Below are 26,488 nucleotides of genomic sequence, written 5' to 3'. Positions count from 1 at the left end.
CCTCCTCAGAGAATGGCCACAATGTCAGCAGCGTTTTCCCGCGTGCTGGCTTTGCTGGAAATGGACCGACGGGCGCTGACGTGATGCAGCGTGAAGCAGTGCTGCTCGTAAAGCTCAATAATCCGTGGCGCCGTTGAGTTGCTGATCACCACCCGCGCGCCGCGCTGATGCGCCGCAACACAGGATTCAGCCAGCGCCACCTGGTCAGCCCATGCGAAACCGCCAGCGGCATAGTTGGTAAACCCCGCCGTGCCCGGCAGCGGCTCATAGGGCGGATCGCAGTAAACGACATCGCCCTCACCCGCCAGCGACAGTGTGCGACGATAACCGGCGTTCATGAAAACGCAGCTGGGCGCCACAGCTGCAAAAGCCAGCAGCTCTTTATCAGGGAAATACGGGTTGGCTTTTTTACCCCAGCCAACGTTGAACTCGCCGGCGCGGTTATAGCGGATCAGGCCGTTGAAGCAGTGCCGGTTCAGATAGAGGAAAGCGGCGGCGCGCTCCGGTCCGGTCATCTGCTGCGCGTTGAATGCCTGGCGAACGGCGAAGTAACCCGGCTCGTCATTCATTTCGGCAAACAGCTGGCGCGCCAGCACCGTTACCTGCTCTGGCACTACGGCAAGCATCTGATAGAGGTTAATCAGATCCGGATTGGCATCTGCCAGCAGGAATCTTTCGTACTTAGCTAAGTTGAGAAAAACCGAGCCACCACCGACAAACGGCTCAACCAGCCGGGCGCCCGCCGGGATGAGGCTATCCAGTTCAGGCATCAGCGAATATTTACCGCCAGCCCATTTCAGGAATGGACGCTGCCATGCGCGCGGCGCTGCTTTTTCAACTGGCAGACCAGCAGCTATACGCTCACCAATCCAGCGCATTACCGGTACAGCCATAGAGTTGCCGATCGCTTTATAGCGCGGGCCATCAGGACATTCACTTGCTCCTTTCCCACGCCACGCAATCAAGGTGTGATCGTCAGGGAATCCCTGAAGGCGCTCGCATTCGACTGGAGTAAGACGGCGCACCTGCATGCCAAATTGTACGACGTCGGCAGATGAGCGAGAGTCCTGGGTAAAAGCAACATCTTCCTGAAAACCCTTACCCTGCGGGCCAGCGGAATCATGCCGACCAATAGATGCGTGCTGTATGCAGATTGCGGGCGCCAGGTTTGTACCACTGCTTGCACTGGTCAGGGTTGGTGCCTGCTCTTCGGCATAGCCAATCCCGCCAGCCTTGGAACCTTGTCCTGCTTTAAATGCATAAGCGATTGCAGGAGGCTGACCGCTATTGGCGTGGCTGGTGTCGTGATTGCCGGCGCGCATGGTCGGGGATAAATCAAAGGATGCATCAGCGCCATGATCCTTATAGCTGAAGGCGATGCATGCGTTTTCCTGTCCGTTGTTGCGACCAAGCGTGTGCGCCAGTTCGCGGTTAACGTCTGGATCTTGAGTGCCATGCACAACATATGTCTCAAGGTCTTCAGCTGTGCTGTCATTCTCTTTGCCCAGCAAAGTACGGGATAAATCCGCATAGGAATTAGAAACAAGCCCCGATCCGCGCTGGCTGAAAATTTCCTGATTACTGGTGCCAATGCCACCAATGTTGTTTGACTGGTTCAAGGTTGGATGCGGGTTGGCGGGGTTGTCCCAGTGACTACCGACTTTAAAGCACTCTCCAACATTACCGGCAATTTCCGGTTGCGATTCTCTGCGCGGCGCAGAATCCCGGCGCACGCCGTCGAACTCAAAAAGTACTTCTGCGGGATCGAACCCTGTTCGAGCACTTGCGACAACGAACACACGCTTGCGTCGTTGGGCCACTCCGAAGTATTGGGCATCTCTGACAACCCAGGCCAGCGCGCGCTGTGGTCCATAAACACAACCACGCTGCGGCCATGCTGCAATGTGATGACCGGCTTTTTTGCTCCAGCGCCAGAACTGGTTACTTTTTCCTGCTGCAGGTCGGTCACCAGGTTCGATTGCTTCATCTTCTCCAGCCAGACCGGCAAGGAAGCAGCCGAAGGCGTTGTCTTTGCTGCTGAGCACGCCGGGGACGTTTTCCCAGACGATAATGGCTTCTTCTTCACCGGCTTCGCGGCGCTTGTCATCGATGGCATCTGCCAGCTCCACATAGGAAAGGGTTAATTGCCCGCGCGCGTCGGCGAGGCCGTTACGTAAACCAGCAATGCTGAACGCCTGGCACGGCGTACCGCCAACCAGAACATCCGGCGCTTCGACCTCACCAGCGCGCACCGCGGCGGCGATTTTGGTCATATCGCCAAGGTTGGAAACTTCAGGCCATCGGGCGGCCAGCACGGCTGACGGGAATTTTTCAATCTCGGCGAACCACGCAGCTTTCCAGCCAAGCGGTGCCCATGCCACTGTTGCGGCCTCGATGCCACTGCATACAGATCCGTATCTCATCCGCGGAACCCCGCCGGAATTGAGGTATCTGGTGTGCTCATCATGTTGATATCGCGCTCGCGCGTTTTATCCCATGAGTCACGCGATGGACGCCCCTTTGCCTCCCAGCGCGTTGCGCTTTGCAGATACCCTTCGAATTTGCTTGGGCGAAACAGGGTCTCCGGGCGCATGTACTGGTACTGCTTATCGTTTTCGTGCCAGTGTTCATGCTTCAGGTCGATAACGAGTTTCAAATCGCTGACGCTGTAACCTTCACGCAGACGGGCACGGATGTTCTCCAGCGAGCTGCGTGATTTCTGAAAACGGGAGCCGCTCACCTGATTGAGATGAGTCAGAACCTCAATAGCGAGATCCGTTAAAACAATTTCACGGTCGGGTTGCGCAGCAACCTGACAAGAAGGGTTTTTATTATCTGATGGATCAGTAGTTGAATTTACTGACGGATCCCCCCCAGATTCTGACGGGTGAAACCCGCCGTTTTTGCCAGATTTCGACGCGTCAGATTTTGAGGCATCAGAATTTGACCCGTCAGATTTTGAGGTGTCAGATTCTGACAGGTGAGAAAAGGCAGCGGCCTGTAGCTTTTGCACGTTGAGCTGATAGACGTTCGACGCGTTACGGTTGCCTTTGCGGCGCTGCTGACGGGAAAGCCAGCCATCCTGTTCAAGCTTGCCGATCGCCGTGCGTACGGTGCTTTCACCCGCGCCAAGCTGGCGCGCGATGGTCTCGATAGAAGGCCAGCACACCCCGTCGTCGTTGCTGTAGTCGGCCAGGCGCGCCATGATGGCAACGCTGGTCAGCTTCATGCCAGCGGCGGCACAAACGTCCCAGACATAGCCTTGTAATTTAGTGCTCATGGTCGTCCTTTATTTCTCTGAAATCGCGCTTGAAGATATGGAGTGGTTTGAAGCATTCGTGGGGGTAGTCAGACCGCAGATAGATAACGCGGCGCGATTCTGGCTCCCACCGTATGACACGGACGGGGATGCCTCTTCTGTCACGGAACCACCTGTCGACTTCTCGCATTCGGCTTTCTCCGCCTGGCTGTTAAAATCACCTACAACCCACTCAGCAAACGGGTAGCTGACAGGCTCAACAGCGCCCTGTACTCTTACCCCATACACGAACTGCACCGGGCCTTTACCGCCGGTAACAGGAAGCGCTACAAGTTGCGACCTGCGGTACTGTGTTGTTAAACTGTTCATGCGTAGGTATCTCCACACTTTGATCGACACGCCACGACGCCAGGGGCTGCAACCCGCTGGCGTCACTTCTTTTTGCGGCTGAATAACGCGATAATCGCGGCAATCTCTTCTTCACGCGCAACCTTGTGGCGGCGGTGACATTCCATAATTTCTGCTGCTTCATCCTGCTCAATCACCCCATCTTCCAGCGCCTGCTGAATGATCTGGTCTACATGTCCGCGCGCAGCTGCTGTTCTCATCGAACGGCTGAAAAGGTCAACGCGATCGAGGTCCTCCATGCTCGGCTGTTCCACCAGCAGGCACCCGCGGCGCCGGGCAAAATAGTCAGCCAGGCAAGAGGTGTTGGAGATGTCTTCCATCGCTTCCAGCTCGGACGCCTCGAAGAAGCGGCAACCATTCTTCTCATAGAGGTTGTTGTTGAACTGCGTGACGCTCATGCCAAGTGCACCAGCCATCGCCTCGCGCCCACCCGGATAGGCTTTACACATCGCCTTAACAACTGTTTTTAAAGTGTGCTCTACCATCTTGTTTTTCCTTTGGTAGTTACGGTTAAGCGGCCGTTTCGTTAGGCTTCTGGTACATCTTCGCGTCGTACTTCAAAACACCATTTGTGATTCGCTCGATGACGAAAGCCTGTTTCTCTGGAATTACATCGCCCCAGCGGCACACGGCAGGATGAGAAATGCCAAGAGCGGTGGCTGTTTTTGAGATACCGCCAAAGTGATTCACAACATCGGTTTTACGCATAATTCCTCCTAAATGATGACGCCTTAAAGGTAACAAAAGGTACATCAAATAGCAAACAACAGTTACCTCTCTTATGGGTAACATTAGTTACATGAAAACTGAAATGAAAGACCGAATCCGGGCACGACGATTACAACTGGAAATCACGCAGCAATCCTTAGCCAAACGGCTTGGGGTTAGCAGAGTTTCGGTTACGAAATGGGAAAATGGATCGACGAAACCAGATGGTGAAAATCTTCACCAACTTGCGTTATCGCTCGCCACCAGCCCTGAATGGCTGCTGTACGGTAAGAGCGATGACACAGCTGATGACACCAAGCTGATCCCCTTCATTAAGGCACCCACAGCCGTACCGATTATTTCTGCCGTTCAAGCTGGTCATTGGACCGAAACTTATGCTGATGCGAGGCTATCTGACGTGATTTCATGGACGCAAACCACTGCTGATGTTTCCAGCGAAGTTTTTGGTCTGATTGTCAGAGGTGAGTCAATGACAAACCCTAACGGACTACCATCGATACCTGAAGGTTCTATCGTTATTGTCGAACCAAATTACGGTCAGATGGATGATCTTTATGGAAAAATCGTTGTGGCGGTGCTGGACGGCTCATCAGAGGCGACAGTTAAAAAATTAGTATGGGATAGTCCTCAAAGCTATTTGATGCCCCTTAACCCCGCTTTCAAACCGATACCGATAGATGGCAATTGCCGAATAGTTGGTAAGGTTGTCCAAATTACCCAAAACCTTTAAACCTGTAGCCATCATACGATGGCTATTTTTTTACCCCTCAATGTAACTTTTGGAACATAGACGCTTGACGATAAAGGTAACTAAAGGTACCTTTAATTCACGGCGTATGGCACATGCGTCGAAGCGGTCCACAGCCTCCCTTGAAGTACTGCATTGGGCTTGTGGGTAGCCGGAATGTGCAAGCCAGGCATGCGCCATACGGCGACTCACCATCGCGGCGATACGGTGTGACGCCTGGGAAGAGACCGGGACACAACGATGAGAGCACTATCTGTGAATAAGCACATCGATCCGCAGTGCGGAGATGATGCCCAACCGATAGCTGTTAGAAGCATCATTTAGTGCTCTTTTTGTTGTGGTGAATGCGGCTCAGCGCGCGCGGGACAGTTAACAACGTCTTTATCAGGTGGTTTGGTACCCGATCGCACGTAACTGGATGCGATCACCGGGAGGCACCCGGCACCACAAAGAATAAATGCAACGTGTAGTCATTGGCGGCACCGGATCCTTACCCGTGAGGGTGCCGCACTTTTTTCGCATAGATGCAAGCGCGCTCCGGCACTCTCCCTCAAGTGTCTGGTCGTTAATGCAAACTCCTTCCGGAGCGCGCTTACATCTGTGTGGAGATACCAGGGCGGTTGCAGCCGCCCGCTTCATTAAGCGCCCTACTCTGTTCCGGGCGTTTATTAAAGCGAACCCATTTTTATTAATCGCCAGCTGGCGAGGGATTCTTGCAACCAAAAATCGCGCGTTGCAGCGCGTAGGAGATACCAACATGCGAATGAATGCCAAAGAGCTGGTCGCCGACGCCAGAGCGACAGCCCCTACTCTGCCACCAGCAGCAGCAAAGTTAATGACCGCTATGGCAGACCGCCTCAATGTTCAGTTCGTGGCGCTGTGCGAATCCAGGAGCGAGGCGAAACAGCTGGCTGCGGAGAATGCGGCGCTCAAAGCTGGTATTGGCTTTTTCAGCTACGACTCAAGCGGATGCTATGAAGAGCATGATACCGCTGAAAAGGCAGCTGCTTACGCGGAAGATTCAATTGCTGAATACCGAGACAATGCGCCTGATGGTTGGTCAGACGAAGTTGGCAGCGTCGTATGGGGAGTGATCTTGCAACGTGCAACGATGACAGGACTAAGACCTGCAACAGAAGATGACAACTTAGCTTCGCACATTGAAGAATGGTGTGATTACACGCTCCTTCCTGACATCAAAACCCCCGCCACTGATGCATTCCTCTCCTCCCTGCGCGCAGAAGGGGTGGAGGTGCTGCGGCAGCATCCGGCAATCCAACTTTGCAGCCTGACCCATGTGTGCGATGAAGTGGCCGCCCAGCTGCGCAGCAAATCGGAGGTGCAGCCGTGAGCGAACTTTCAATCCTCGATATGTGCTGTGGCAGCCGCATGTTCTGGTTCGATAAGGCTGATGATCGCGCAGTGTTCAGTGATATCCGCGCTGAACAACACACTCTTTGCGACGGACGAAGCCTGGTCATTAACCCTGATGTGATAGCCGACTTCCGCGCGCTACCGTTCGCTGATTCATCTTTCCCGGTTGTGGTATTCGATCCGCCGCATCTCGATCATGTCAGCGAAAACGCCTGGATGGGTAAGAAATACGGTCGGCTTAATAAAGGCACCTGGCGTGACGATCTGCGCGCAGGCTTTAAAGAAGCCTTCCGCGTGTTGCGGCCACACGGAGTGCTTATCTTCAAATGGAACGAAACACAAATACCGGTGAGCCAGATTCTTGCGCTTACTGACCAAAAGCCAGCTATATGGCAGCGCACAGGCAAAGCCGATAAAACGCATTGGGTGATATTTGTGAAAGGCGGTGAAGCATGACAGCAGAAATCATCGACCAGGCCAACGCTCTGGTAGAGCTCACCATGGAGCATGCCTTACAGCGTATTCGCATCGACCGTAACGCAGTGTCTGCAGAGCAATGCGAAGCCTGTGGCGTGGACATTCCTGAAGCGCGCCGCGCTGCTGTTCCGGGCTGCAAAACCTGCGTCGATTGCCAGCAGTTGAAAGAGCTGCGGGGAGGCATACATGCTCGCTAAATTAATCGCGCTGCTGAACGGCATCAGGCCGGAAAGCAAAGAGTTTGATTACACCCGGCAGTACTGGGGTCATGCCTTGCATTTCGTTCGCGGTTTCAAGCCAAAGGGGAAAATGGAGATCACCGGCCACTTCTTCGGCGCAGGCCTCATTCATGAGAAGAAGCCCAAGAAAGGCGACACGTTCACCATCGCTTTGACCGGAAACCGGATCGGTGTTCTTCGTTTAAAGGCGATCGAGTTTTACAACGATCCGCGCGACATGTTTTACGCCACTGTTACTTTCGAGGGGTTGAAATCATGACAGCACAACTGAGCCGGGAACGGCTGGAAAAAATCGCATCATGGCACGAAAAGTTTGGCACTGGGCATAACGTGATGTTGCCTGCTGAAGAGGCAGAAGCGATGGCCCGCATGCTTCTGGCGCGAATAGACGGCGAGCCTGTTGCAGATGTCGTAGCGTGGTCATCACCTAACAAAGAAAGAAAGTGCGATATTCGCTGGCGACGCCATGATGTAGTTCCTGGGCCGCTCTACGCCGCACCGCCAGCGCCGGTGATGCCTGGTGAACTACATCCGGACACGCAAAATCTTGTCGCTGACTTCTGCGCCGCTCTAGCAGAGAAGCTATACAAAGCGCAGTTGAAATACGGCTACGACGCAGACTGGAAACAGGACGGATGGCCCAGCCAGTGCCAGGCGCATTTTCATCAGCATATCGCCAAGGGAGACCCGCGCGACGTAGCGGCTTACTGCGCGTTTATGTGGTACCACGGATGGAAAACTGAAGCTGCTAAGCCAGCGACGATGGCTTTGCCTGACCGCGAACAGGTACGCGTCGACCATGCCAAATGGTCACAGGAGACATTTGGGAACGTTGGACCTATAGGGCCGCTGATGCATCTGTCAAAAGAGGCTCTGGAAGCCGCAGCGGAGCCAGGCGACCTATCAGAATGGGCTGATATGCAGTTTCTGCTGTGGGACGCACAGCGCCGCGCTGGCATCACTGACGAACAGATCATGCAGGCCATGATTGACAAGCTGGAAGTGAATAAGGCGCGCAAGTGGCCGGAGCCTAAAGACGGTGAACCACGAATGCATATCAAGGCAGCGCCTGAGCAGGGGGATTGAGGTGGAAACTATTCAGGATATCCGTAACCAGTTAGAGGCGATCGTTGTTGCCGCTCACCGCGTCGCATGCTCTCTCGATCTCGGCGAAGAACGCACCGAAGCTTTCGAGCTATATGAGGCGCTGCGCAGGCTTCAACGCCGTGGCGCTGCCAGTGAAATGCTGGCAGCTAGCAATCCCCTTCTAAATTTTCCATGTGAGGATGGCGAGGAAGATGAAGACTGGGACGAGGACGACTAATGCCCAGCAAACTGAAGCTGCGGCGCCAGCGCCGCCTGCGCGAAGATGTGATCTGGTGGCGCGCTGAAGCAATGGACTGTAAAGCGCGCGTGCTGGAGCTGGCGAACCTGCTGGAAGAGGCACGCCGGCAGCGCGTACCGATGCCGGTGCTGGTACCGGCCAGGATAATCAAGCAGGTGGCTCCGGCCACCAGCGAACCGAAGATTTGTATCAGCTGTAACGACGGCGCCCGCCACGGGTGCTCGTCATGTGCCTACAGACTTAAATAACCGGTTGCAGCCGGTGTGGAGAATCTATGCTGAACCTCGACTGTGTACCCATCTCAGCTTATTGCAAAGTAACCGGCGAGACACCTGAAGCCATCACAAAACGCGTGCAGCGCGGCGTTTGGTTTGAAGGCGTTCAGGTGCTGAAGGTTGAAGGCGTTAAGGAAAGATGGATTGATCTGGATGAGGTATCCAAATGGGCAAGACAGAATCGCCAAAACTCCCGCGTGGTGTGACCGTAAGAAAACACAACCAGGGCGAGACGATTAATATCACTTTCACTTATAAGGGGGTCAAATGTCGTGAGCCCCTTTCAAATCTGGAAGTGAATAACAAAAACCTGAAATATGCCGAGAGAACTCTCGGCGAAATACATAATAAAATTGAGCGAGGGACATTTATTTATGCAGAATATTTCCCTCGCTCATCCAGACTGAAGATATTTGGTAACGCTGCTACTGGTAAAACAGTAAAAATGTATCTTGATGAATATCTCTCAATATGCGAGACACGAAAATTATCACCCTCAACAATCAACGGTTATAGAAAATGCCGCAGTGCGTTAAGTGACCTTCATTCATTTCCTGCAAGCGAACTTACGCCTGCTGCAATGAAAGCGTGGATCCAGAGCCGCACTACGACACTGAAAACAATAAGGAACCAGCTATCTTTTTTACGCTCAGCTCTTGATGAGGCGGTAACAGATGGCGTGCTGCAAATTAATCCTGTATCGCTGGTGACAGCTTCGCGGTACCAAAGCGATAAATCGACCACAGATAGTGACTACATAGTCGATCCCCTATCGCCTGCAGAAGTGGATGCACTTCTTGCATCAGCAGGTAACAAGCAGTGGGAAAACCTGTTCATGTTCGCCATACAGACCGGTTTACGCAGTTCGGAACTCTGCGCACTTCGCTGGCGCGACATTGATTTTATCGGCAAGACTGCACATGTTCAGAATGCGAGTGTTGTAGGGGTGATCAAGGGGACAAAAACGAAGGCGGGTACACGTAAAGTTGAGCTGAATGAGATAGCCATGGCGGTGCTTGCCGCACAGAAAGCTTTTACCTTCATGAAGGATGCAACGATTTTTGAGGATCCCAAGACGAGTAAGCCATGGGCCAGCGCTGACGCCATTAGAAAAAAAGCGTGGGTGCCGACGTTACGCAAAGCGGGGATCCGATATCGCAACCCTTACCAGACCCGTCACACTTTCGCCACACGTCACATAAGCCAAGGAGCGAACCTGTTCTGGCTTGCTGGTCAGATGGGGCATAAAGGGCCAGAAATGCTTTTCAGGCATTATGGATCGTATCTGAAAGAGTATGACGGGAACACGGAAAAAAGACCCAAGCTGGTCGGCGGCGGGACATGAAAGGAGCCGTAAAGGAGCCGTGGAAAATTTAGCAGAAAAAAAGTCATTATCATTCAGTTAATTGCAATATTTCGGACACGGGTTCAACTCCCGCCAGCTCCACCAAATAATAATCCGGATACGTCCGGTAAAGTACAGAAAGCCCGCATAGCACAAGCCTTGCGGGCTTTTTTGTATCTGTCGTAGTCCGGGAACATCCGGCTAAATCCGGTGATTATTGGTATACATTTAGGTATACGGTAGGATGTATACCTAAAAGCGTATACCAATTATTGAAGGAGCGGCCACAGTGGCACGAACAACACGCCCCCTAACCAACACCGAAGTTATGCGCGCTAAAGCGATAGAGAAGGATCTGACGTTGCATGATGGTGATGGACTTTTTCTGATAGTAAAAACTAGTGGCAAGAAACTCTGGCGCTTTCGCTATCAACGTCCAGCTACAAAACAACGGACAATGATGGGACTTGGTGCTTTCCCTGCCCTATCGCTTGCTGATGCCCGAGGGTTAAGAGCGGATTACCTTGCCTTTTTAGCTAATGGAATTGACCCGCAAATTCAAGCTGAAGTTGCTGAGGAAAAGCAGCAAATCGCTCTAGAAAGTATTTTTTCGACAGTCGCTGCTAACTGGTTCAAGCTCAAAAGTAAAAACGTTACCCCTGATTACGCTAAAGATATATGGCGCTCACTGGAAAAAGACGTATTTCCTACCATCGGGGAGATCCCAATCCAGCAAATCAAAGCTCGAATACTAGTTGAAGCCCTTGAGCCAATCAAAGCACGTGGAGCACTTGAGACAGTGCGTCGGCTTGTACAGCGTATTAACGAGATAATGATTTATGCTGTAAACACTGGTCTGATTGATGCCAATCCAGCTTCAGGTGTTGGAATGGCCTTTGAGAAGCCTAAAAAACAAAACATGCCGACGTTGAGGCCAGAAGAATTACCAAAGCTGATGCGTTCTTTGGTCATGTCAAATCTGTCTGTTACGACTCGCTGTCTCATTGAATGGCAGCTCTTGACTCTAGTGCGTCCTGCTGAGGCTTCCGGTGCTCGTTGGGCAGAGATCGATTTCGATGCAAAGCTCTGGACTATTCCAGCCGAACGGATGAAGGCGAAGCGTGAACACATTGTTCCCCTCTCATCTAAAGCACTAGATGTTTTGTGTATCATGAAGTCAATTAGTAGCCACCGAGAATACATTTTTCCCAGCAGATGTGACCCAAAGCAACCTATGAACAGTCAAACGGCGAATGCTGCTTTAAAGCGTATAGGTTATGGGGGTAAACTTGTTGCCCACGGGATGCGTTCGATAGCTAGCACGGCAATGAATGAATTTGGATTCAACCCAGATGTGATTGAAGCTGCACTTGCTCATATTGATAAGAACGAAGTTCGACGTGCGTACAACCGTTCAGTTTATCTCTCTCAGCGTGAAGAGTTGATGGAATGGTGGGGAGAGCAATGCGTTTCGCAGCACTCATCTTTTGGAAGGAAGTGAGCTATCCCCAAATTTGGTAGTTTTCTTCATTTGAGACACATAGCAAGGATTTGAAATGTACATTCAAGATATTCCTAAAGATTCAAAATTTTGGGTTGTTCGATCTGGCGATGGTGGCATGTTTTATGATCACTTTGTTCATAATTCTATAGCAGCTATTGGGCATATTGATGCTATGGATTTTAACGATAAAATCCTAAGCAATAAAGATGAAGTGATTAAACTTGTACTCAATTACAAAAACGTTTTGCTTGAAAAAAAGGAAAGTCTAGCATCTGCATCTAATAAAGCTGGTCAAGTTCTACGTTTCATTAATGAAATGTCAGTCGGCGATATAATTATCACCCTAGATGCGAAGAGAATAATTGTTGGTAAAATCACATCTGATCCTTATAAAGACATAGAAGATGTAACATTATTAAATGTTGATGGTACAACAGATAAAAAATTACTTAAATTTAGTCTCAGACGAAAAGTTGAATGGGGAAAAACACAGTTCCGGGACAAACTCCCATTAGCCATAAATAATAGCTTTAGAGCTAATCAAACTGTGTTCTCTGCAAACGAGCACTGGAAAGAACTTAACCACTGGTTATCTGTTGCATTTATTTCAGATGATGAAGCTTATATTTCCTCACGTATTGAGCAAACAGAAGGCATTAACAACCTTGACATTGCACAATATTCTATAATCATAAATAAAATTGAAGCTATTGCTCAAACGATCGTCAACAATGACAACGTTAATATCAATAATGAAGAACTACTAGCTCTTTTTGAAGCTACATATAAAGAGCTACGAAAAAGTAGAACATTTACAGTAACGACACAGCAGGTATTTCTTTCCCCTGGCGATCTTTGGGCAAAAACATCTGGAAGTCGTATAAAAAGCCTGTTAGTTGTCTGCTCATTTCTTATCATGTTCGACATCGAGCCAACTTTCGCAGATGACAATGACAAACTATTTTTCGACAACAATTACGAATCAATATCATTGTTAATTGATAAAGTAAAATATGATGAAAACTTTGAGGAAGTAAAAAGCGGATTAGCATTAAAAGTCCCTCAACAGAAACTAAATAAGAAAAATAAATCCGCAGATCCTCAGGAAGAAAGCTATGATGATGATGGTGATGATGTAGAACCTGATGACTTTGAAGGTATTTAAGAGGATGGCGATGGGGTTCATAAAAAAATGGTGGGATAACCATGATAAATCTAATAATTTTTTATCAGGCATCCATTATATAGTCATTTCGCTAGCCATCATAATTGGTGGCGTATGGGCTTTGTATACCTTTAACGCATTGCAGATGGCTAGCAATGCGGAACTCCAATTGCAAAAGGCTAACGAAGAATTAAAGCAAATAAAAGAGCAAATTAAGGGAACTGACTCTAGCAGCATTGCTATTAATGTTACCCCGTTAAAAACTCAATTAGGAATGGTTATTAATGTAACCATAAAGAATAACGGTAAGCGCCCATTATCTTTCGAAACATCTAAAGGAGCTTTAACTGTATATAAAGTGAGTGCAAATGGCGATACGGTTGAACAGTCTCAATCTTTTACACCTAATCTCTATACTGTTTTGAGAGATAAAGAAAACGCCCCAAAATCCAAAAGCAAGTCATTACCTAAGACTCATGTTTTGATTGGAGCAGAAAAAACCCTTAGTTATATCGTCGGGTTAGATAAGCCAGGTGTGTACTATATTACATTCAGATCAACTCCAGACGATAATTTTGATGGAAATAATTTAAAAAACAAAAAACCTATAGAATGGTTTGCCTCTTCGTATGTTGAAATCACATCTCAAACATTTAAATAAGCAAACCAAACTAACACCCCACCTTTATTTCGAGTTCGCACGAAAAAGCACATGATAAGAACAACCCCTCCGCAATTAAAGGTGTATCAAAGCCAATAGTCAGCCGCAGGGTTGTTCGCTCCAAGGAACGGAGAATACAGCCCTCAGAGATGCAAAAAATATACACCAGAAAACGATTCCTCCATCAATGACCATCACCTCCTGGCACTTTTCACGCACTAATCTCAGATGGCCTCAAACGCACAACACGCCGCTCCAGATCGCCAACACCTCATAACCCATTCGCATGCAGTTTAACGACTAAGCACCATGCCAGGAAAAATAAATAATAATAAATAACCCTCCCAGAGCGCAGTGCTTTCCCCTCCTCGCCTGCCCGCTTCATGTGCCGCTTTAAATGCAGGTGCATGGCCGGGCTCAGGCCGCGCCGGGACTGGCACGGGCGGGCATGAGGCGGGAGCAGAAATAAATGCAGTTAAATGCAGCATATGCATGCAGGGTATTTTTTTAATTATTTATGGATTTTTCGGCTATTTTTAGCGGCGGGGAGGTGCGCCCTGCAGGGGATGGCCGGGCGCATTTTTCGGGGAGTTATGGCTGCTGGCTGTCCGTGCGCGACGCTTTATCAGGCCTGATGCCGACGGCATTCAGTACCGCGCAGCCTTCATGATTAATCCCGTTACCGGCGGCCAGCCAGGAGGCGAGCGCATCGCGCAGATGATGCGTTGCCCGGTCGAGCGCCCGGTGTTGCAGGTGCGCCGGGAGGCTGCGGATATGTACCAGCTCCGGGGCAAGAATGGCGGCCAGCTCTGCGCCGTGCTGATGCATAAAGCCATCAAGCCGGTGGCTGATGCTGAGTGCCTGGACGGTCTCATGGGCGCGAATGTAATTTTTCGCGGCCTGCCGGGTTTCCTCCGGGGCACCAGGTGTTTCCCGGCGGCTCAGCCACACGGCACGGTGGTGCAGGCAGGCCTCTGCGGCCAGCGTCAGGGTGTTGGTCATGGTCTCTCTCCTGCGGTTAAAAGCGCCACGGCGTTTTCCGGCATGGCCGGCTGACGTATCACCCCGTCGAGCGTCTCGGAGGTGCGGAACGTGGCCGAGCATTCAAGACTGGTGCACTGGTGATAGCGCTGCTTGAGGTTGTCCGACACATACCGGCTGGTACGGGTGTGCGCGGGTTGCTTGCAGTACGGGCAGTGAAACATGGCTCAGCTCTCCGCCTGCTTTTTCCGGGCGGCCAGCTCCGCGGCAAGCTGATTACGCTTAACCGGGCTTTTATAGAGCACCATGTCCACGCCGGTCAGCGGCGGGCGGTGCAGGCCGAGCTGAGAGATAACCGGCTCATTGTCCATGTCGAAGGTGTAGAACTGTGCCTGTAAGGCAACATGCTGTTGCAGCTCCTCAGCCAGGACGTCACCCGGACGTGGCTCACCGTTCAGCTCCAGCTCACGCAGGCGCAGACGGTAAGCGCGTACCAGCGCCGGGCTGATGGTGTTCATCGCTTCTGACCAGGCCGCCTGTGCGCAGACGGTAAGCGCTGTCGCATGTTCATCGACATACTGTCTGCCGGTCGCACATGCCTCAAGCATGGCACGGGATTTGTCTGTTTCCAGTTCGGCAATCAGGCCGGAGAACTCCTCTGCCAGCTCGCGCCCGGCCATGCGGCGGCCGTGTTCGGCTTTCAGCTCCGGTGTCATGGCTCCGCCCAGGCTGCGCAGGCGGGTACGCCAGCTTTTGTCAGCCTCCGCACTTTCCTCAAGCGCAGTCTGCCGTTCCTTTTCGCTGCGTGTGATGGCTGCGTTGATGTCGTTCAGCGTCATCATGCTGCCGGTGTGGGCGGCTTTCGCCTCTGTAAAGCGGGAGAGCGCTTCACTCACGGCGGCGGCATTCTTCTGCGCAGCCTTTTCAGTGGTGACCGCAACGGCATTCTCGATAAGGGCGCGGTCAGGGGCAGGCCGGGTGCCGGCAACGGTTTTCATCAGGGCGGTGATAATTTCAGTTTTCATGGCGGGCTCTCTCTTTTCAGTGTGAGGGCATTCTGCCGTGGCCTGCACAACATCACGAGCTGTTGCTGTTGTGGCCGGGATGGTACAGAAAGCCGCTGAAAAAATCGGCTCGCCAGAAAGAGGTCGCAGGAAAACCCCTCTCCCTGTTTGTTTTTCTGTATTTAACTCTTCACACTGTTCACCAGAAATATAAAAAGTAACTAATACAGTAAGTTAAGGGGTGAACAGTTGAGGGTCTGACTGTTCACCCACTGTTCACCACTGTTCACCGGCTGTTTTTGGGGACACTCACCGCATCTATACTTTATTGCGATAAAAAAAAGGTTATCTATAACCATAATTGATTAGCAATGTGCCAGACTGTTATCAAGAAATGTCAGAGATTGTCAGCGTTTGCCACTGTTTGCCATTTGCATGTTAACGAATTGTTAAGTTAAGAATGACAGAATAATTACCTGTTGCTCCGGCAGAAAATATTCACAAAATAGAGCGCTACCTGACGCCGGAAAGACATGACCGGCACCACACGGACTTTATGAGGTAGCCCGATGCACACCGCTTTTTCTTCCCCGATTTCCGCCCCTGCCGCCCCGCTAATGCCGGGGACTGCCCCCGCTCAGGAGCGTTTTCTGCGCCTGCCCGAAGTGATGCACCTCTGCGGCCTGTCGCGCTCCACTGTTTACGATCTCATCAGCCGGAATGCCTTTCCGCAGCAGGTCTCCCTGGGCGGCAAAAATGTCGCCTGGCTGCACAGCGAAATCACCGCCTGGATGACTGCCCGTATCGCCGACCGTAACCGGGGCTGTGACGCATGATGATGTCCGCCCTGCAAAAACTGCCTTTCCCTGGCTTGCTTCTTCCGGCTGTTTCCAGGTATAGTTTTCCCGCTGCCGCAAAATCGGCAGCCGGGCGTAGGAACCCGTGTAATTCACAGGCGACAACAGACGCGCCATGCGTCTTTTTTTATGTCGTGGCTCAGGCACACCCATTTATCGGGCTGTGGTGTTTATGCACACACCATGGTTACGTACAGATAATGGTGGTCCGGGCGGGGCAGCCCTCGGGCTGGCCGGTATTCTGTGAAACCGGTATTCCTACCCCCGTCCGGGTCACCACCCATGAGCGTAGGAACTCCGGTGGTGGCATTAACCGCTATTCACAGGAGGCTGCCACTATGGCCACGACCCTCACCCTGTCACACCCGCAGTTTGTCTACGTCTTCGCAGCCGTTCGCCGCGCAGACCGCACACCCCGTATCTGTATGCTCCGCACCGTTGCCGGTGACGAGCGCGCTGCACGCCGTTCCCTTGTCCGGGATTACATTCTCGCCTTTGCCGGGCGTCTGCCGGTGGCGGAGGTGCGCGCGTGAAAGACCTGACCCTGACGCTCACCCGTGATGAGCTTGCGTGCCTGGAGCACCTGCGCAACGTCGGCCAGTTCGTGAATGCCATGACGCTGTTAAATGACAGCGTGACGGTCAGCCGGGAAACGGCGCACCAGGCGCAGCTCTCCTCCGTGATTTACCTCATGACCACCCAGCTCGACGGCGTGGTGGAGCGCTGCATGCAGCGCTGGCTCACCGAGGAGGTCGGCGCATGACAACCCCGTTAACACCTGTCCTGCGCGCCGCGCTTTACCGCCGCGCCGTGGCCTGCGCCTGGCTGACCGTGTGCCACCGTCAGCACCGCTACCCGCACCTCACCCTCGATGCGCTGGAGTCGGCCATAGCCGCCGAGCTGGAGGGCTTCTACCTGCGCCAGCACGGCGAGGAGAAAGGCCGCCTGATTGCCTGCGCCCTGCTGGAAGATTTAATGGATGCCGGTCCCCTGAAAGCCGCCCCGTCGCTGTCCTTTCTCGGTCTGGCCGTGATGGATGAACTCTGCGCCCGCCATATCAGCGTGCCTGTCCTGCACTGAGGAACACACCAATGAAAATGAACGTAACGGACACCGTTAACATGGCGTGTGGCCACTGGCCGCGCATTCTCCCGGCGCTGGGCGTGCCGGTCATCAGAAACCGGCATCAGGCCTGCCCCGTCTGTGGCGGCTCTGACCGCTTCCGCTTTGACGACAAGGAGGGGCGCGGAACGTGGTTCTGTAACCAGTGCGGCGCGGGTGACGGGCTGAAACTGGTTGAAAAGGTGTTCGGTGTGACCCCGTCCGAGGCCGCCGGGAAGGTGAATGCCGTGACCGGCACCCTGCCGCCGGTTGTTCCGGCAGCCACCGCGACCGCAGACGCCGGAACGGACGCCGCGCGAAAAGCGGCGGCAGCACGGGCGGCTGAGCTCATGGCATCTGCCCGCCCGGCCACCGGCAACGCTTACCTGACCCGCAAGGGGCTGGCTGACCGCGAGTGCCTGACCCTCAGTGCCACGCACAAAACCGGGGGCGTGAGCTACCGCGCCGGGGATGTGGTTGTCCCGCTGCATGACGACACCGGGGCGCTGGTTAACGTCCAGCTCATTAACGCTGACGGGGAAAAGCGCACCCTGAAAGGCGGGGCGGTGAAAGGCGCATGCCATATCATTGACGGTCAGAAACAGACCGGAAAACGCCTGTGGATAGCAGAGGGGTATGCCACGGCGCTGACCGTGCACCACCTGACCGGCGAAACCGTGATGGTGGCGCTCTCGTCCGTGAACCTCCTTTCCCTGGCGAGCCTTGCCCGCAGTAAGCACCCGGCCTGTGAGATTATCCTTGCGGCTGACCGTGACCTGAGCGGTGACGGTCAGACAAAAGCCGCAGCGGCCGCAGATGCCTGCAACGGCGTGGTTGCCCTGCCGCCGGTGTTCGGGGACTGGAATGATGCGCTCAGTCAGAAAGGCGAGGAGGCCACAGGAAAAGCCATTTACGACGCCATCCGCCCGCCGGTTGCAAGTCCGTTCGACACCATGAGCGAGGCGGAATTTACCGCCATGAGCTCCAGCGATAAAGCCCTGCGGGTGCAGGAGCATTACGGCGAGGCGCTGGCGGTGGATGCGAACGGCCAGCTCCTGTCCCGGTATGAAAACGGTATCTGGAAGGTGATACCACCCTCAGACTTTGCCCGCGACGTGGCCGGGCTGTTTCAGCGCCTGCGCGCCCCGTTCTCGTCGGGGCGTATCGCCTCGGTGGTGGAGACCCTGAAACTGATTATCCCGCAGCAGAACGCACCGGCGCGCCGTCTGATTGGTTTCCGTAACGGGGTGCTGGACACGAAAACCGGCACGTTCAGCCCGCACAGCAAATCGTACTGGCTGCGTACGCTGTGTGACGTGGATTTCACCCCGCCGGTGGCGGGCGAAACGCTGGCATCCCATGCCCCGCATTTCTGGCAGTGGCTCGACCGTGCTGCCGGGGGCAGTGCTGACAAACGCGATGTGATACTGGCCGCCCTGTTTATGGTGCTGGCGAACCGCTATGACTGGCAGCTCTTCCTCGAGGTGACGGGACCAGGCGGGAGCGGCAAGAGTATTCTGGCCGAGATTGCGACCATGCTCGCAGGAGAGGATAACGCCACCTCGGCGACCATCGAGACGCTGGAATCCCCGCGTGAACGTGCGGCACTGACAGGCTTCTCACTCATCCGCCTGCCTGACCAGGAGAAATGGAGCGGGGACGGGGCAGGACTCAAGGCCATCACCGGGGGCGATGCCGTGTCGGTTGACCCGAAATACCGGGATGCGTATTCCACGCATATTCCGGCGGTGATTCTGGCCGTGAACAACAACCCGATGCGCTTCACCGACCGCAGCGGGGGCGTTTCCCGTCGCCGGGTGATTATCCACTTCCCGGAGCAGATAGCCCCGGCGGAGCGCGACCCGCACCTGAAGGACAAAATCGCCCGCGAGCTGGCGGTCATTGTGCGCCAGCTTATGCAGCGGTTCAGCGACCCGATGAGCGCCCGCGCTCTGCTCCAGTCGCAGCAGAACTCTGACGAGGCGCTGAGCATCAAGCGCGACGCTGACCCGGCCTTTGATTTCTGCGGTTATCTGGAGGCGCTGCCGCAGACTAACGGGATGTTCATGGGCAATGCCAACATCGTTCCGCGCCAGCCCCGCAGCTATCTCTATCATGCCTACCTCGTGTATATGGAGGCAAACGGGTTTAAGCATGTGCTGAGCCTGAAAATGTTCGGAACAGGGCTGCCGATGATGCTGAAAGAGTACGGCATAAGCTACGAAAAGCGGCACACAAAACACGGGACGCAGACCAATCTCACCCTCCGGGAAGACAGTAACAGCGACTGGCTGCCGAAGTGCGACGAGCCCGCAGCGACATAACCTCACCAGACCGGCAGCCGCCGGTCTTTTTTTATCTGACATCCCCGGTGGTGAACAGTGCACTGTTCACCCTTCACCTTCCGTTCACCACTCAACCCACTGAAAGTAAAGGGTAAAATAGAAGGGTGAACAGTGTGAACAATAAAACCAAAAAAAACTTTTTACCCCCCTCACTCCACATCCGTATGCTGCATTCCTTTGCCTCAATACGTAAGTCCGCGCACGGGTGAAGAGTCGAGTGTTCACTCTTCACCAACTCTTCATCACCTATCCGTATGATAAATATAGCAAAAAACACAAGGTGAACAGTGTGAACAGTTAAACCGAAAAAAACTTTACCCCCCCCTGTTGGCCAATAACTTGCCGTGAGGTGAAATGACGTTCTTATCGAGTAGAGCCGTAAATCTGATTTAAGAGGTTAGTACTTGCTGATGCGGGGGTATCAATACTATTGACCTATAGTATGGCTAGAGCGGAATTTATACGAAAGTCTGATATATATTTGAAATCAGGAGCGGCAAGAATACCGCTCCGAATAAATAATGAACCTCAAAATGTTACTAAGGATTAGCATACTCTAAAATCTCTTCCCCCATGAGAGTACAATCATTGAGGAAGATAAATCTCATACGATACTTACCTTTATATATATAACCCCAAGTCTGCAATACATCGTAGTACTGAGATTTATTTTCAGGATTTTGCATTTTTGCTAATGCAGTTACATCTTTATCAACCTCGGCCCTATCATCATTGTCTCTATAAAAAGCCAACAATTTTTTTGATTCAGTGATTGCCTGAGTTTTACAAGTTAATTCAGATTTTTTCGTGGCAGCAAAGGATGAGCAACTCATCGAAAAAAGTAATAACATCATAATGCCGGTTGATATCTTCATATTATTCCAAGCTCTCTCTTTGCTCTTATCAATGCCATTTTTCTTTCTTCAAGGCCATTATAGCCACCATTAACAAGGAGTGTGACTTTATTTATGTCATCCCTATCTGCTGCAGTATTAACATGTCTGAGATCCCAGTAATAACGAGCAGCTTTAACTGCAACATATGGATTTCTCGCGACCATCGTGGGATCGGTTATGTAATCCTTATCAAACTCGCTTCCGAAGTTAGTATAATTATCTCTACCTGTCAGATGTAATAATCCACGACCGATGAATTTAGGGCCATCACCTACTTCTGTATTACCCAAATTACGTCCAATCCGGGTTCCTGCATCATATTCTCTGCCACCATCTCTTGGAACCTCAGTAAAGCTAGAAAAGTTCGCAGTTTCAACACAAGCCTGGGCAAGAAAATGAGCGGCTCTTAATTCGGTATTGATCGCATAGACGGTAAACCATTGATTTAAATGCGGTACTATGGCATGAACATTGTAATATTGTGAATTTAGCAAGGTTTCTTTATGTCTGTAATGCCTGGCTATATTCCAAAGCATGTCTGCTGTAATATCAACCATTTGCCTATTCCTTATTTTATCTCCCATAGCCATTTTAACTAACGAGCTTAAACATTTGGCAGCCATTTTTGCTTTCGTTTTCAATCCAGGATAATTCTTACCACCCAAAATCGGGATTACTTGAATGCAGTTTTCAGGAAATGCTTAATCAAGCCGAATCCCTGTCTTGGACGCATTATCGGAGCTTTTCGCAGGGCTCGAACTTTAGGGCTATGATTACAAATGGATGGCTCATGTACCTAAAGAGTCTGGCCTGAACTGGGAAGAGATCTTAGTGATTTTAGATGAGGAGGTTGCTCCTACGTCGCAAGCCAACCTGCTCTACAGCCTAACGCAGGTTATGAACGGTTGATTAGAAGAAGAAATCAAACAGGTCGTCACTGAGTATGTGAGCAAAAAGCTTAAAATTGGCGAGCGCGTCATTCCTGCACGGTTGCTGTTAAAAAAGCGGCTTAAACACATTTAGGGTGAATTAATGAAGCTTTCCGTTGAGCTGGAAAAATGTTTCTGAGAGGAGCCTTAAGCTAAGCGATTGGTATACGCTTAGGTATACCAAGGAAAGTTGAACTCGCTAAAAACAAATTAATTCAATGAATTACATGAATTATTCAGACTCCGCCAGCGCAGCCACTGGGCATGCCCCCAGAACCAGGTCCACATCTCGCTATGGCGATAGCGCTCCTCCAGGCTGAAGGTTTCATGCTGGTCAAAGCGCAGAAAGCCGAGACAGAGATCCTCCTCTTCCCAGCGCTGGTTGGGCAGTAACCAGTGCGAAACGCTGATCGGGTTGGTGTTAACCGTACAGCCGCGGTAGCGCAGGCTTTTGATCAGCTCGTCCACCAACTTTTTCATCTCGGTAGATCGAAAGTAGGTGATATTGAGCGTGGCGGGCAGCAGCGCCTGGGCCACGGGCTCTGTTGGCGGCAGTAACCACTCCGGCAGCGGTGCCAGCGTCTCTTCCCGCTCCATCATCGCGCGGGCGAGCGACTGCGCAATCTGGCGGATCACCGCCTGCTGGGCGAGGCTCAGGCGGCCGCGCCGTTGATTAAAGGTGACATAGTAAAACGCATCGCTGCTTTCGCGGACGATCATCGGCTCGGGGGATAAATGTGAGCGCGGGGTATCGAGGCGTACCAGCGCTGGCGAGGGGGTGGCGGCCAGCGGCGTGTTGTAGACAATCTCGCTCGCCTGCGGCATTTCACCATGCCAGCCGGGCGCACGGGTGAGGGTCATCTGCGCATCGGAATGGCTGCCAAGCTGAAAAGGCCCGAGGCCGACCACGCCGTTTTCCGGGTGCGCCAGCGCATAGACCGGGCTTGCCAGCCGATAGAGCAGCATCGCATCCGGTTGGCTGAGGTGCATGATCAACACATAATCCTGCACAATCACATCCGTCACGTGGGGTAAGCCAGGCCCGCCCGCGTAACGCTGAAGCGTGGTCTGCAACTGCGCAGGATCTAACGCCTCGCCGTTGTGCCACACCAGCCCGCGACGCAGCATAAAGTGCCAGCTCAGCCCATCGTCACTGACCCGAATGGTGTGGGCGAGACAGGGAACCGGCTCGGCCTGCTCCGGCAGATGGCGCGTCAGCCCGGCATGCACCATTTGTAGAATATGCCGCCCGGCGCGATCGGTATGAATAGAGGGCACGGGCGCCTGTAGCGGGCGATAGAAGGAGATGTGATAGTGAAAGCCGTCGCGGGAGTAACAGGTTCCGTGATTTTCCGGCACGCTTTTCGCCTCTGCCGCAGGGGTATTGCTGCCAAGCATATTCTCCAGCGCTGCCACGCTCATCTGGCACTGCAACACGCCGAGTGCGCCCCGCCCCGGTCTGGAGCGCTAGATGAGCCACCCCTCCTCCTGCATCTCTTGCAGCAGGGAGCGCGCATAGCGCGCCGTGCAGGCTAAGGTGTCGGCGATGTGCGCCAGGGATAACTCATGTCGGTGCGTACTGTATTTCGCCAGCAGCCGGTTATAACGGCGCAGCAGGCTACCCTTCTCAATAGCGGAGTAATAAACCATTGGTTATTCACCATGATAAACAGATGACGCAAGGGGATTCGATACGATGGAGAGTGCAGTAGTGAATATAGCATATTAGATAAATCTTATGATTCCGCCCGCCTTCGGCGGCGCGCTATGAGATTTTTCACTTTTTTTTCGCTGTCCGCGAAACCTTTTCCTCTGCGCCAGCGAACTGTAGATGAACGCACACTTAACGTTGACCTGGAGCGCATGATGACCCCGATGAAAAAACTCTTTTTGAGCCTCTCTGCCGCAGCCCTGCTGAATGTTGCCAGCGCCCAGGCGGCGCTGCCCACCGGTTCGCAGGCACCTGATTTTCAGTTACAGGGCGCGCTGGCGGGAAAACCGCTCACGTTCTCACTCAAGCAAGCGCTGCAAAAAGGGCCGGTGGTGCTCTACTTCTTCCCGGCGGCATTCAGTAAAGGGTGCACCATTGAAGCCCACGCCTTTGCCGAAGCGACGGACGATTTTAAAAAGCTCGGCGCGACGGTGATTGGCGTTACCGCCGGTAATACCGATCAGGTGGATGCCTTCTCGAAAGAGGAGTGCCGCGATAAATTTACCGTTGCCGCCGATCCGGGCGCAAAAGTGGCGGCGCAGTACGACACGCTGATGGAGATGAAGGGCAAAACCCTCTCCGATCGTACCTCTTACGTTATCGCGCCGGACGGCAAGATCCTGCTGAGCTACACTGACAGAAACCCGGAAACGCATATCCAGAAAACGATGGACGCGGTGAAACAGTATGCGAAATCCCATTCGTAACTAACCCTTTTTCCGGCAGAGAATCACTATGTTAACCGCCATGCTCGCCGCCTTCGCAGGCGGCATTATTCTCAACTTTATGCCCTGCGTGTTTCCGATTATCTCGCTGAAAGCGCTGGGCCTCCTGCGTCATACCGGGGATCCAGCGCAGACGCGCCGCGAAGGGCTGGGTTTTTTGCTCGGTACGGTGGCGACCATGCTGATCCTCGCCGGGATCCTGCTTGCGCTACGCGCTGGCGGCAGCGCCGTTGGCTGGGGCTTTCAGCTGCAATCACCGCTGGTTATCGCCGCGCTGGCGCTGATTGTGCTGGCGGCAGCGCTTAACCTGCTCGGCGTGTTTGAAGTGGGCCTCTCCGTGCAGCGGGCCGGGGAGATCCACGTCGAACGCGGGGCGTTTATCCGCGCGGCGCTGACCGGCGCGCTCTCTATTATTGTTGCTACCCCCTGCGCCGCACCGTTTATGGCGGGGGCCATTGGCTATGCACTGGTGCAGCCCCCCACCGTCGCGCTGGCGATCTTCTTCGCCCTCGCGCTCGGCTTTGCCGCACCGTTTAGCCTGATTTCGCTCTTCCCCGCTCTCGGCAAATGGCTGCCGCGACCCGGCGCGTGGATGAACACCCTGAAACACGGGCTGGCCTTTCCGATGTTTGGTGCCTTCGGCTGGCTGGTGTGGGTGCTGGCGCAGCAGGCGGGCACCACGGCGCTGGCGGCGATCATTGCCGCCTCGGTGGTGGTGAGCTTCGCCGCCTGGCTCTATGGCATGGCGCAGCAGCGTCGCTTCGCCGGGCGCGGCCATAAAGGGTTGTTCGCCGCCACCGCACTGCTGATTATCGCCGCCCTTGCCCCGCTGCCCTCGGTGGTGAACAGCGGCGCGGCACTGGCCTCGTCGCAGGTAGCGGAGACCAGTTGGTCGCCACAAAAAGTGGCGGAGAATCGCGGCCACGGGAAAGCGATTTTCGTCAACTTCACCGCCTCCTGGTGCATCACCTGCCAGGTGAATGAGAAGACCTCGCTCTCAACCGAGGCGGTCAAAACGGCGCTGGCGAAAAGCGGCACCCTCTACATGGTGGCGGACTCGACGAAATTTAATGCCGATATTGATGACGCGCTCAACGAGCTAGGCCAGGGCAGCCTGCCGCTCTATGTCGTCTACCCGGCGGATGGCGGCGCGCCGACCATCCTGCCGCAGGTGTTAACACCCACAATTGTGGTCAATGCCCTGAACGCAGCGAGCGGCAAAAAAACCTAAGGCGGATGATGGAAAAAGCGGAGGCAGCGCGGGAAGAGTGGCCGCATCTGATGGCCAGGGCGCAGGCTGGCGACAGCCAGGCCTACACCCGGCTGCTTAAAGCGCTGGTGCCGGTTATCCGCACGCTTGCGCGTAAGCAGGTAGCCGATGACGAGCTGGTCGAGGATGTGATTCAGGATGTGCTGCTGACCCTGCACCGGGTTCGCCACACCTATGATCCCGCTGCGCCCTTTTTACCGTGGCTGATGGCAATCGCCCATGCCCGCACGGTGGATGCGTTGCGAAAACGCGGCCGCCATCAACAGCGGGAAGTGGCAGACGAACTGCTGCCGGAGCCGGTCGCAGACGCTCACCCAACTCTGCATGAAGAGGAGCTGGCGGCGCTGCTCGCCCAGTTACCCGTACGCCAGCGCCAGGTGATTGAGCATTTTCACCTGCGCGAAATGAGCCTTGCTGAAACCGCGACGCGGCACAACCTGACGGTCTCCGCCGTCAAATCGCTACTGCATCGCGCCCTGAATAATCTTCGTCGGTTAGGAGCCCTTCATGGCCGATCATGAGTGGTTAATTGAGAAACTTGGTCGTTCGGCAGAGCCGGTAAAACGGCCCTGGCGCAGCGGCTGGCGGGTGGCAAGCTGGCTTGCCGTGGCATTGCCATGCGGGGTGATAGTCAGCCTGCTGTTAAACAGAACAGAGACCGACTGGTCGCACGCAGGCGCTGCGTGGGCGATGCTGCAACTGCTGCTCACCTTTGCCACCGGCACGCTGGCGATCCGCAACGCCTTTCTGCTCAGTATTGCCGGGCAGCGCCCGCTTGGCTGGGGCTGGTTTGCGCCGCTGGTCAGCCTCTGGCTGGTGACAACGTTTTTGAACCTGCATCTGCATCGCGTTCCGGCGAGCGGCATGGTCGAGGGGCCAAACTGCTACCTCTTTATGCTGGCGGTGAGCGTGCCGATGGCGGCAATCGTGGTCGGCTACCTGCGCCGCACCCGCACGCTCTTTCCCGCCCGCAGCCTTGGCGCCGCGGGTGCAGGGGTCGCCTGTATGGCGCTGACCCTGCTCTCGCTCTGCCACCCTACGCACATCAGCGCGGCGGATCTGCTGATGCATATCGCTGCGGTGAGCACCATTGTGCTGCTCACCGTGGTGCTCGGTTACCGCTGGGTTTCGCTGCCGTAG

At 53.6% G+C, this 26,488-nt stretch carries 33 protein-coding genes and 2 pseudogenes; 23 read left to right on the top strand and 12 right to left on the bottom strand.

Annotated elements, in window-relative coordinates; translation table 11 throughout:
- Positions 1 to 5: 5 nt before the first annotated feature.
- The 5 genes from IAE48_RS12610 to IAE48_RS12590 form a co-directional block, all read right to left on the bottom strand.
- Positions 6 to 2,423, bottom strand: coding sequence for a Dam family site-specific DNA-(adenine-N6)-methyltransferase (locus tag IAE48_RS12610; protein WP_200134596.1), 2,418 nt, complete (start codon positions 2,421 to 2,423; stop codon positions 6 to 8).
- A complete protein-coding gene (locus IAE48_RS12605; RefSeq protein WP_200134595.1) occupies positions 2,420 to 3,280 on the bottom strand; it encodes a conserved phage C-terminal domain-containing protein in 861 nt (286 codons plus the stop codon). Before IAE48_RS12605 ends, IAE48_RS12610 begins: the two co-directional genes overlap by 4 nt.
- On the bottom strand, positions 3,270 to 3,449 hold the full coding sequence (locus IAE48_RS12600; RefSeq protein ID WP_200134594.1) for a DUF4222 domain-containing protein: 180 nt from the start codon (positions 3,447 to 3,449) through the stop codon (positions 3,270 to 3,272). Before IAE48_RS12600 ends, IAE48_RS12605 begins: the two co-directional genes overlap by 11 nt.
- Before the next feature lie 241 nt (positions 3,450 to 3,690).
- Complete coding sequence (locus IAE48_RS12595; RefSeq protein ID WP_200134593.1) at positions 3,691 to 4,152, bottom strand: YmfL family putative regulatory protein; 462 nt, start codon at positions 4,150 to 4,152, stop codon at positions 3,691 to 3,693.
- Between the two features lie 25 nt (positions 4,153 to 4,177).
- Positions 4,178 to 4,375 carry a Cro/CI family transcriptional regulator gene (locus tag IAE48_RS12590; RefSeq protein WP_200134592.1) on the bottom strand — a complete coding sequence of 66 codons (198 nt, stop codon included), beginning with the start codon at positions 4,373 to 4,375 and terminating at the stop codon, positions 4,178 to 4,180.
- A 91-nt stretch (positions 4,376 to 4,466) separates the two neighbouring features.
- Between IAE48_RS12590 and IAE48_RS12585 the strand changes: the two genes are divergently transcribed.
- The 14 genes and pseudogenes from IAE48_RS12585 (at position 4,467) to IAE48_RS12520 (ending at position 13,529) form a co-directional block, all read left to right on the top strand.
- Positions 4,467 to 5,126, top strand: coding sequence for a LexA family transcriptional regulator (locus tag IAE48_RS12585; RefSeq protein ID WP_200134591.1), 660 nt, complete (start codon positions 4,467 to 4,469; stop codon positions 5,124 to 5,126).
- Between the two features lie 586 nt (positions 5,127 to 5,712).
- Positions 5,713 to 6,495 carry a hypothetical protein gene (locus IAE48_RS12580; RefSeq protein ID WP_200134661.1) on the top strand — a complete coding sequence of 261 codons (783 nt, stop codon included), beginning with the start codon at positions 5,713 to 5,715 and terminating at the stop codon, positions 6,493 to 6,495.
- The gene (locus tag IAE48_RS12575; protein WP_200134590.1) at positions 6,492 to 6,974 is read left to right on the top strand and encodes a class I SAM-dependent methyltransferase; all 483 of its coding nucleotides are present in this window, start codon (positions 6,492 to 6,494) and stop codon (positions 6,972 to 6,974) included. Before IAE48_RS12580 ends, IAE48_RS12575 begins: the two co-directional genes overlap by 4 nt.
- On the top strand, positions 6,971 to 7,192 hold the full coding sequence (locus IAE48_RS12570) for a TraR/DksA family transcriptional regulator (RefSeq protein WP_200134589.1): 222 nt from the start codon (positions 6,971 to 6,973) through the stop codon (positions 7,190 to 7,192). The genes IAE48_RS12575 and IAE48_RS12570 overlap by 4 nt, the downstream gene beginning before the upstream one ends.
- A complete protein-coding gene (locus IAE48_RS12565) occupies positions 7,182 to 7,493 on the top strand; it encodes a hypothetical protein (RefSeq protein WP_200134588.1) in 312 nt (103 codons plus the stop codon). Before IAE48_RS12570 ends, IAE48_RS12565 begins: the two co-directional genes overlap by 11 nt.
- Before the next feature lie 242 nt (positions 7,494 to 7,735).
- Positions 7,736 to 8,011, top strand: a pseudogene (locus IAE48_RS12560) (hypothetical protein); the annotation flags it as partial.
- Positions 8,012 to 8,305 (top strand): annotated as a pseudogene (locus IAE48_RS12555) (dATP/dGTP pyrophosphohydrolase domain-containing protein); the annotation flags it as partial.
- A gap of 16 nt (positions 8,306 to 8,321) precedes the next feature.
- Positions 8,322 to 8,558: a hypothetical protein gene (locus tag IAE48_RS12550; protein ID WP_200134587.1), complete on the top strand. Its 237-nt coding sequence runs from the start codon at positions 8,322 to 8,324 to the stop codon at positions 8,556 to 8,558.
- Positions 8,558 to 8,827: a hypothetical protein gene (locus tag IAE48_RS12545; protein WP_139569262.1), complete on the top strand. Its 270-nt coding sequence runs from the start codon at positions 8,558 to 8,560 to the stop codon at positions 8,825 to 8,827. The genes IAE48_RS12550 and IAE48_RS12545 overlap by 1 nt, the downstream gene beginning before the upstream one ends.
- A 26-nt stretch (positions 8,828 to 8,853) precedes the next feature.
- Positions 8,854 to 9,060, top strand: coding sequence for an excisionase (locus tag IAE48_RS12540; protein ID WP_139566938.1), 207 nt, complete (start codon positions 8,854 to 8,856; stop codon positions 9,058 to 9,060).
- Entirely contained in the window at positions 9,021 to 10,199 is a 1,179-nt protein-coding gene (locus tag IAE48_RS12535; RefSeq protein WP_200134586.1) for a site-specific integrase, read from the top strand. The genes IAE48_RS12540 and IAE48_RS12535 overlap by 40 nt, the downstream gene beginning before the upstream one ends.
- A 289-nt stretch (positions 10,200 to 10,488) precedes the next feature.
- The gene (locus tag IAE48_RS12530) at positions 10,489 to 11,700 is read left to right on the top strand and encodes an integrase domain-containing protein (RefSeq protein ID WP_200134585.1); all 1,212 of its coding nucleotides are present in this window, start codon (positions 10,489 to 10,491) and stop codon (positions 11,698 to 11,700) included.
- Between the two features lie 55 nt (positions 11,701 to 11,755).
- Positions 11,756 to 12,868, top strand: a complete 1,113-nt coding sequence (locus tag IAE48_RS12525; protein WP_233631574.1) for a hypothetical protein — start codon at positions 11,756 to 11,758, stop codon at positions 12,866 to 12,868.
- A 4-nt stretch (positions 12,869 to 12,872) separates the two neighbouring features.
- Positions 12,873 to 13,529 carry a hypothetical protein gene (locus tag IAE48_RS12520; RefSeq protein WP_233631573.1) on the top strand — a complete coding sequence of 219 codons (657 nt, stop codon included), beginning with the start codon at positions 12,873 to 12,875 and terminating at the stop codon, positions 13,527 to 13,529.
- A gap of 591 nt (positions 13,530 to 14,120) precedes the next feature.
- Here the strand turns inward: IAE48_RS12520 and IAE48_RS12515 are convergent.
- The 3 genes from IAE48_RS12515 to IAE48_RS12505 are packed head-to-tail and all read right to left on the bottom strand — an operon-like array spanning position 14,121 to position 15,535.
- Positions 14,121 to 14,531: a phage polarity suppression protein gene (locus IAE48_RS12515; protein WP_200134584.1), complete on the bottom strand. Its 411-nt coding sequence runs from the start codon at positions 14,529 to 14,531 to the stop codon at positions 14,121 to 14,123.
- Positions 14,528 to 14,734, bottom strand: a complete 207-nt coding sequence (locus IAE48_RS12510) for an ogr/Delta-like zinc finger family protein (protein ID WP_200134583.1) — start codon at positions 14,732 to 14,734, stop codon at positions 14,528 to 14,530. The genes IAE48_RS12515 and IAE48_RS12510 overlap by 4 nt, the downstream gene beginning before the upstream one ends.
- Before the next feature lie 3 nt (positions 14,735 to 14,737).
- Positions 14,738 to 15,535: a capsid protein gene (locus IAE48_RS12505; protein ID WP_200134582.1), complete on the bottom strand. Its 798-nt coding sequence runs from the start codon at positions 15,533 to 15,535 to the stop codon at positions 14,738 to 14,740.
- A 548-nt stretch (positions 15,536 to 16,083) separates the two neighbouring features.
- Here IAE48_RS12505 and IAE48_RS12500 point away from each other — a divergent pair.
- From IAE48_RS12500 to IAE48_RS12480, 5 genes are read left to right on the top strand one after another with little or no spacing between them, the layout of a single operon-like run.
- A complete protein-coding gene (locus IAE48_RS12500) occupies positions 16,084 to 16,350 on the top strand; it encodes an AlpA family transcriptional regulator (protein ID WP_200134581.1) in 267 nt (88 codons plus the stop codon).
- The gene (locus tag IAE48_RS12495; RefSeq protein WP_200134580.1) at positions 16,347 to 16,904 is read left to right on the top strand and encodes a host cell division inhibitor Icd-like protein; all 558 of its coding nucleotides are present in this window, start codon (positions 16,347 to 16,349) and stop codon (positions 16,902 to 16,904) included. Before IAE48_RS12500 ends, IAE48_RS12495 begins: the two co-directional genes overlap by 4 nt.
- Positions 16,901 to 17,134 (top strand): hypothetical protein, encoded by a 234-nt coding sequence (locus IAE48_RS12490; protein ID WP_187799805.1) that lies wholly within the window; start codon positions 16,901 to 16,903, stop codon positions 17,132 to 17,134. The genes IAE48_RS12495 and IAE48_RS12490 overlap by 4 nt, the downstream gene beginning before the upstream one ends.
- Complete coding sequence (locus IAE48_RS12485; protein ID WP_105685342.1) at positions 17,131 to 17,451, top strand: DUF5375 domain-containing protein; 321 nt, start codon at positions 17,131 to 17,133, stop codon at positions 17,449 to 17,451. Before IAE48_RS12490 ends, IAE48_RS12485 begins: the two co-directional genes overlap by 4 nt.
- An 11-nt stretch (positions 17,452 to 17,462) precedes the next feature.
- Positions 17,463 to 19,796, top strand: a complete 2,334-nt coding sequence (locus IAE48_RS12480; RefSeq protein WP_200134579.1) for a primase-helicase zinc-binding domain-containing protein — start codon at positions 17,463 to 17,465, stop codon at positions 19,794 to 19,796.
- Between the two features lie 560 nt (positions 19,797 to 20,356).
- Here IAE48_RS12480 and IAE48_RS12475 read toward each other — a convergent pair.
- The 4 genes from IAE48_RS12475 to IAE48_RS24115 all read right to left on the bottom strand — a co-directional run bounded on the left by IAE48_RS12475 (position 20,357) and on the right by IAE48_RS24115 (position 23,292).
- The gene (locus IAE48_RS12475; RefSeq protein WP_200134578.1) at positions 20,357 to 20,692 is read right to left on the bottom strand and encodes a hypothetical protein; all 336 of its coding nucleotides are present in this window, start codon (positions 20,690 to 20,692) and stop codon (positions 20,357 to 20,359) included.
- Positions 20,689 to 21,270: a glycoside hydrolase family 19 protein gene (locus tag IAE48_RS12470; RefSeq protein ID WP_200134577.1), complete on the bottom strand. Its 582-nt coding sequence runs from the start codon at positions 21,268 to 21,270 to the stop codon at positions 20,689 to 20,691. The genes IAE48_RS12475 and IAE48_RS12470 overlap by 4 nt, the downstream gene beginning before the upstream one ends.
- 582 nt (positions 21,271 to 21,852) lie before the next feature.
- Positions 21,853 to 23,064 carry an ABC transporter substrate-binding protein gene (locus tag IAE48_RS12465; RefSeq protein ID WP_233631572.1) on the bottom strand — a complete coding sequence of 404 codons (1,212 nt, stop codon included), beginning with the start codon at positions 23,062 to 23,064 and terminating at the stop codon, positions 21,853 to 21,855.
- A 45-nt stretch (positions 23,065 to 23,109) separates the two neighbouring features.
- The gene (locus tag IAE48_RS24115) at positions 23,110 to 23,292 is read right to left on the bottom strand and encodes an SgrR family transcriptional regulator (protein WP_233631571.1); all 183 of its coding nucleotides are present in this window, start codon (positions 23,290 to 23,292) and stop codon (positions 23,110 to 23,112) included.
- Positions 23,293 to 23,508: 216 nt separating this feature from the next.
- Between IAE48_RS24115 and IAE48_RS12460 the strand changes: the two genes are divergently transcribed.
- From IAE48_RS12460 to IAE48_RS12445, 4 genes are read left to right on the top strand one after another with little or no spacing between them, the layout of a single operon-like run.
- The gene (locus tag IAE48_RS12460; RefSeq protein ID WP_042712503.1) at positions 23,509 to 24,060 is read left to right on the top strand and encodes a peroxiredoxin; all 552 of its coding nucleotides are present in this window, start codon (positions 23,509 to 23,511) and stop codon (positions 24,058 to 24,060) included.
- A 28-nt stretch (positions 24,061 to 24,088) separates the two neighbouring features.
- Positions 24,089 to 25,309, top strand: coding sequence for a protein-disulfide reductase DsbD (locus IAE48_RS12455; protein WP_200134576.1), 1,221 nt, complete (start codon positions 24,089 to 24,091; stop codon positions 25,307 to 25,309).
- 8 nt (positions 25,310 to 25,317) lie between these two features.
- Complete coding sequence (locus IAE48_RS12450) at positions 25,318 to 25,869, top strand: sigma-70 family RNA polymerase sigma factor (protein ID WP_200134655.1); 552 nt, start codon at positions 25,318 to 25,320, stop codon at positions 25,867 to 25,869.
- Positions 25,856 to 26,488, top strand: coding sequence for an NrsF family protein (locus IAE48_RS12445; protein ID WP_200134575.1), 633 nt, complete (start codon positions 25,856 to 25,858; stop codon positions 26,486 to 26,488). The genes IAE48_RS12450 and IAE48_RS12445 overlap by 14 nt, the downstream gene beginning before the upstream one ends.

This window comes from Kosakonia sp. S57, from assembly GCF_016516575.1.
Lineage (GTDB): Bacteria > Pseudomonadota > Gammaproteobacteria > Enterobacterales > Enterobacteriaceae > Kosakonia > Kosakonia cowanii.
Note: the sequence above shows the minus strand (reverse complement) of the source record. Positions and strands in the feature narration are given on the sequence as shown.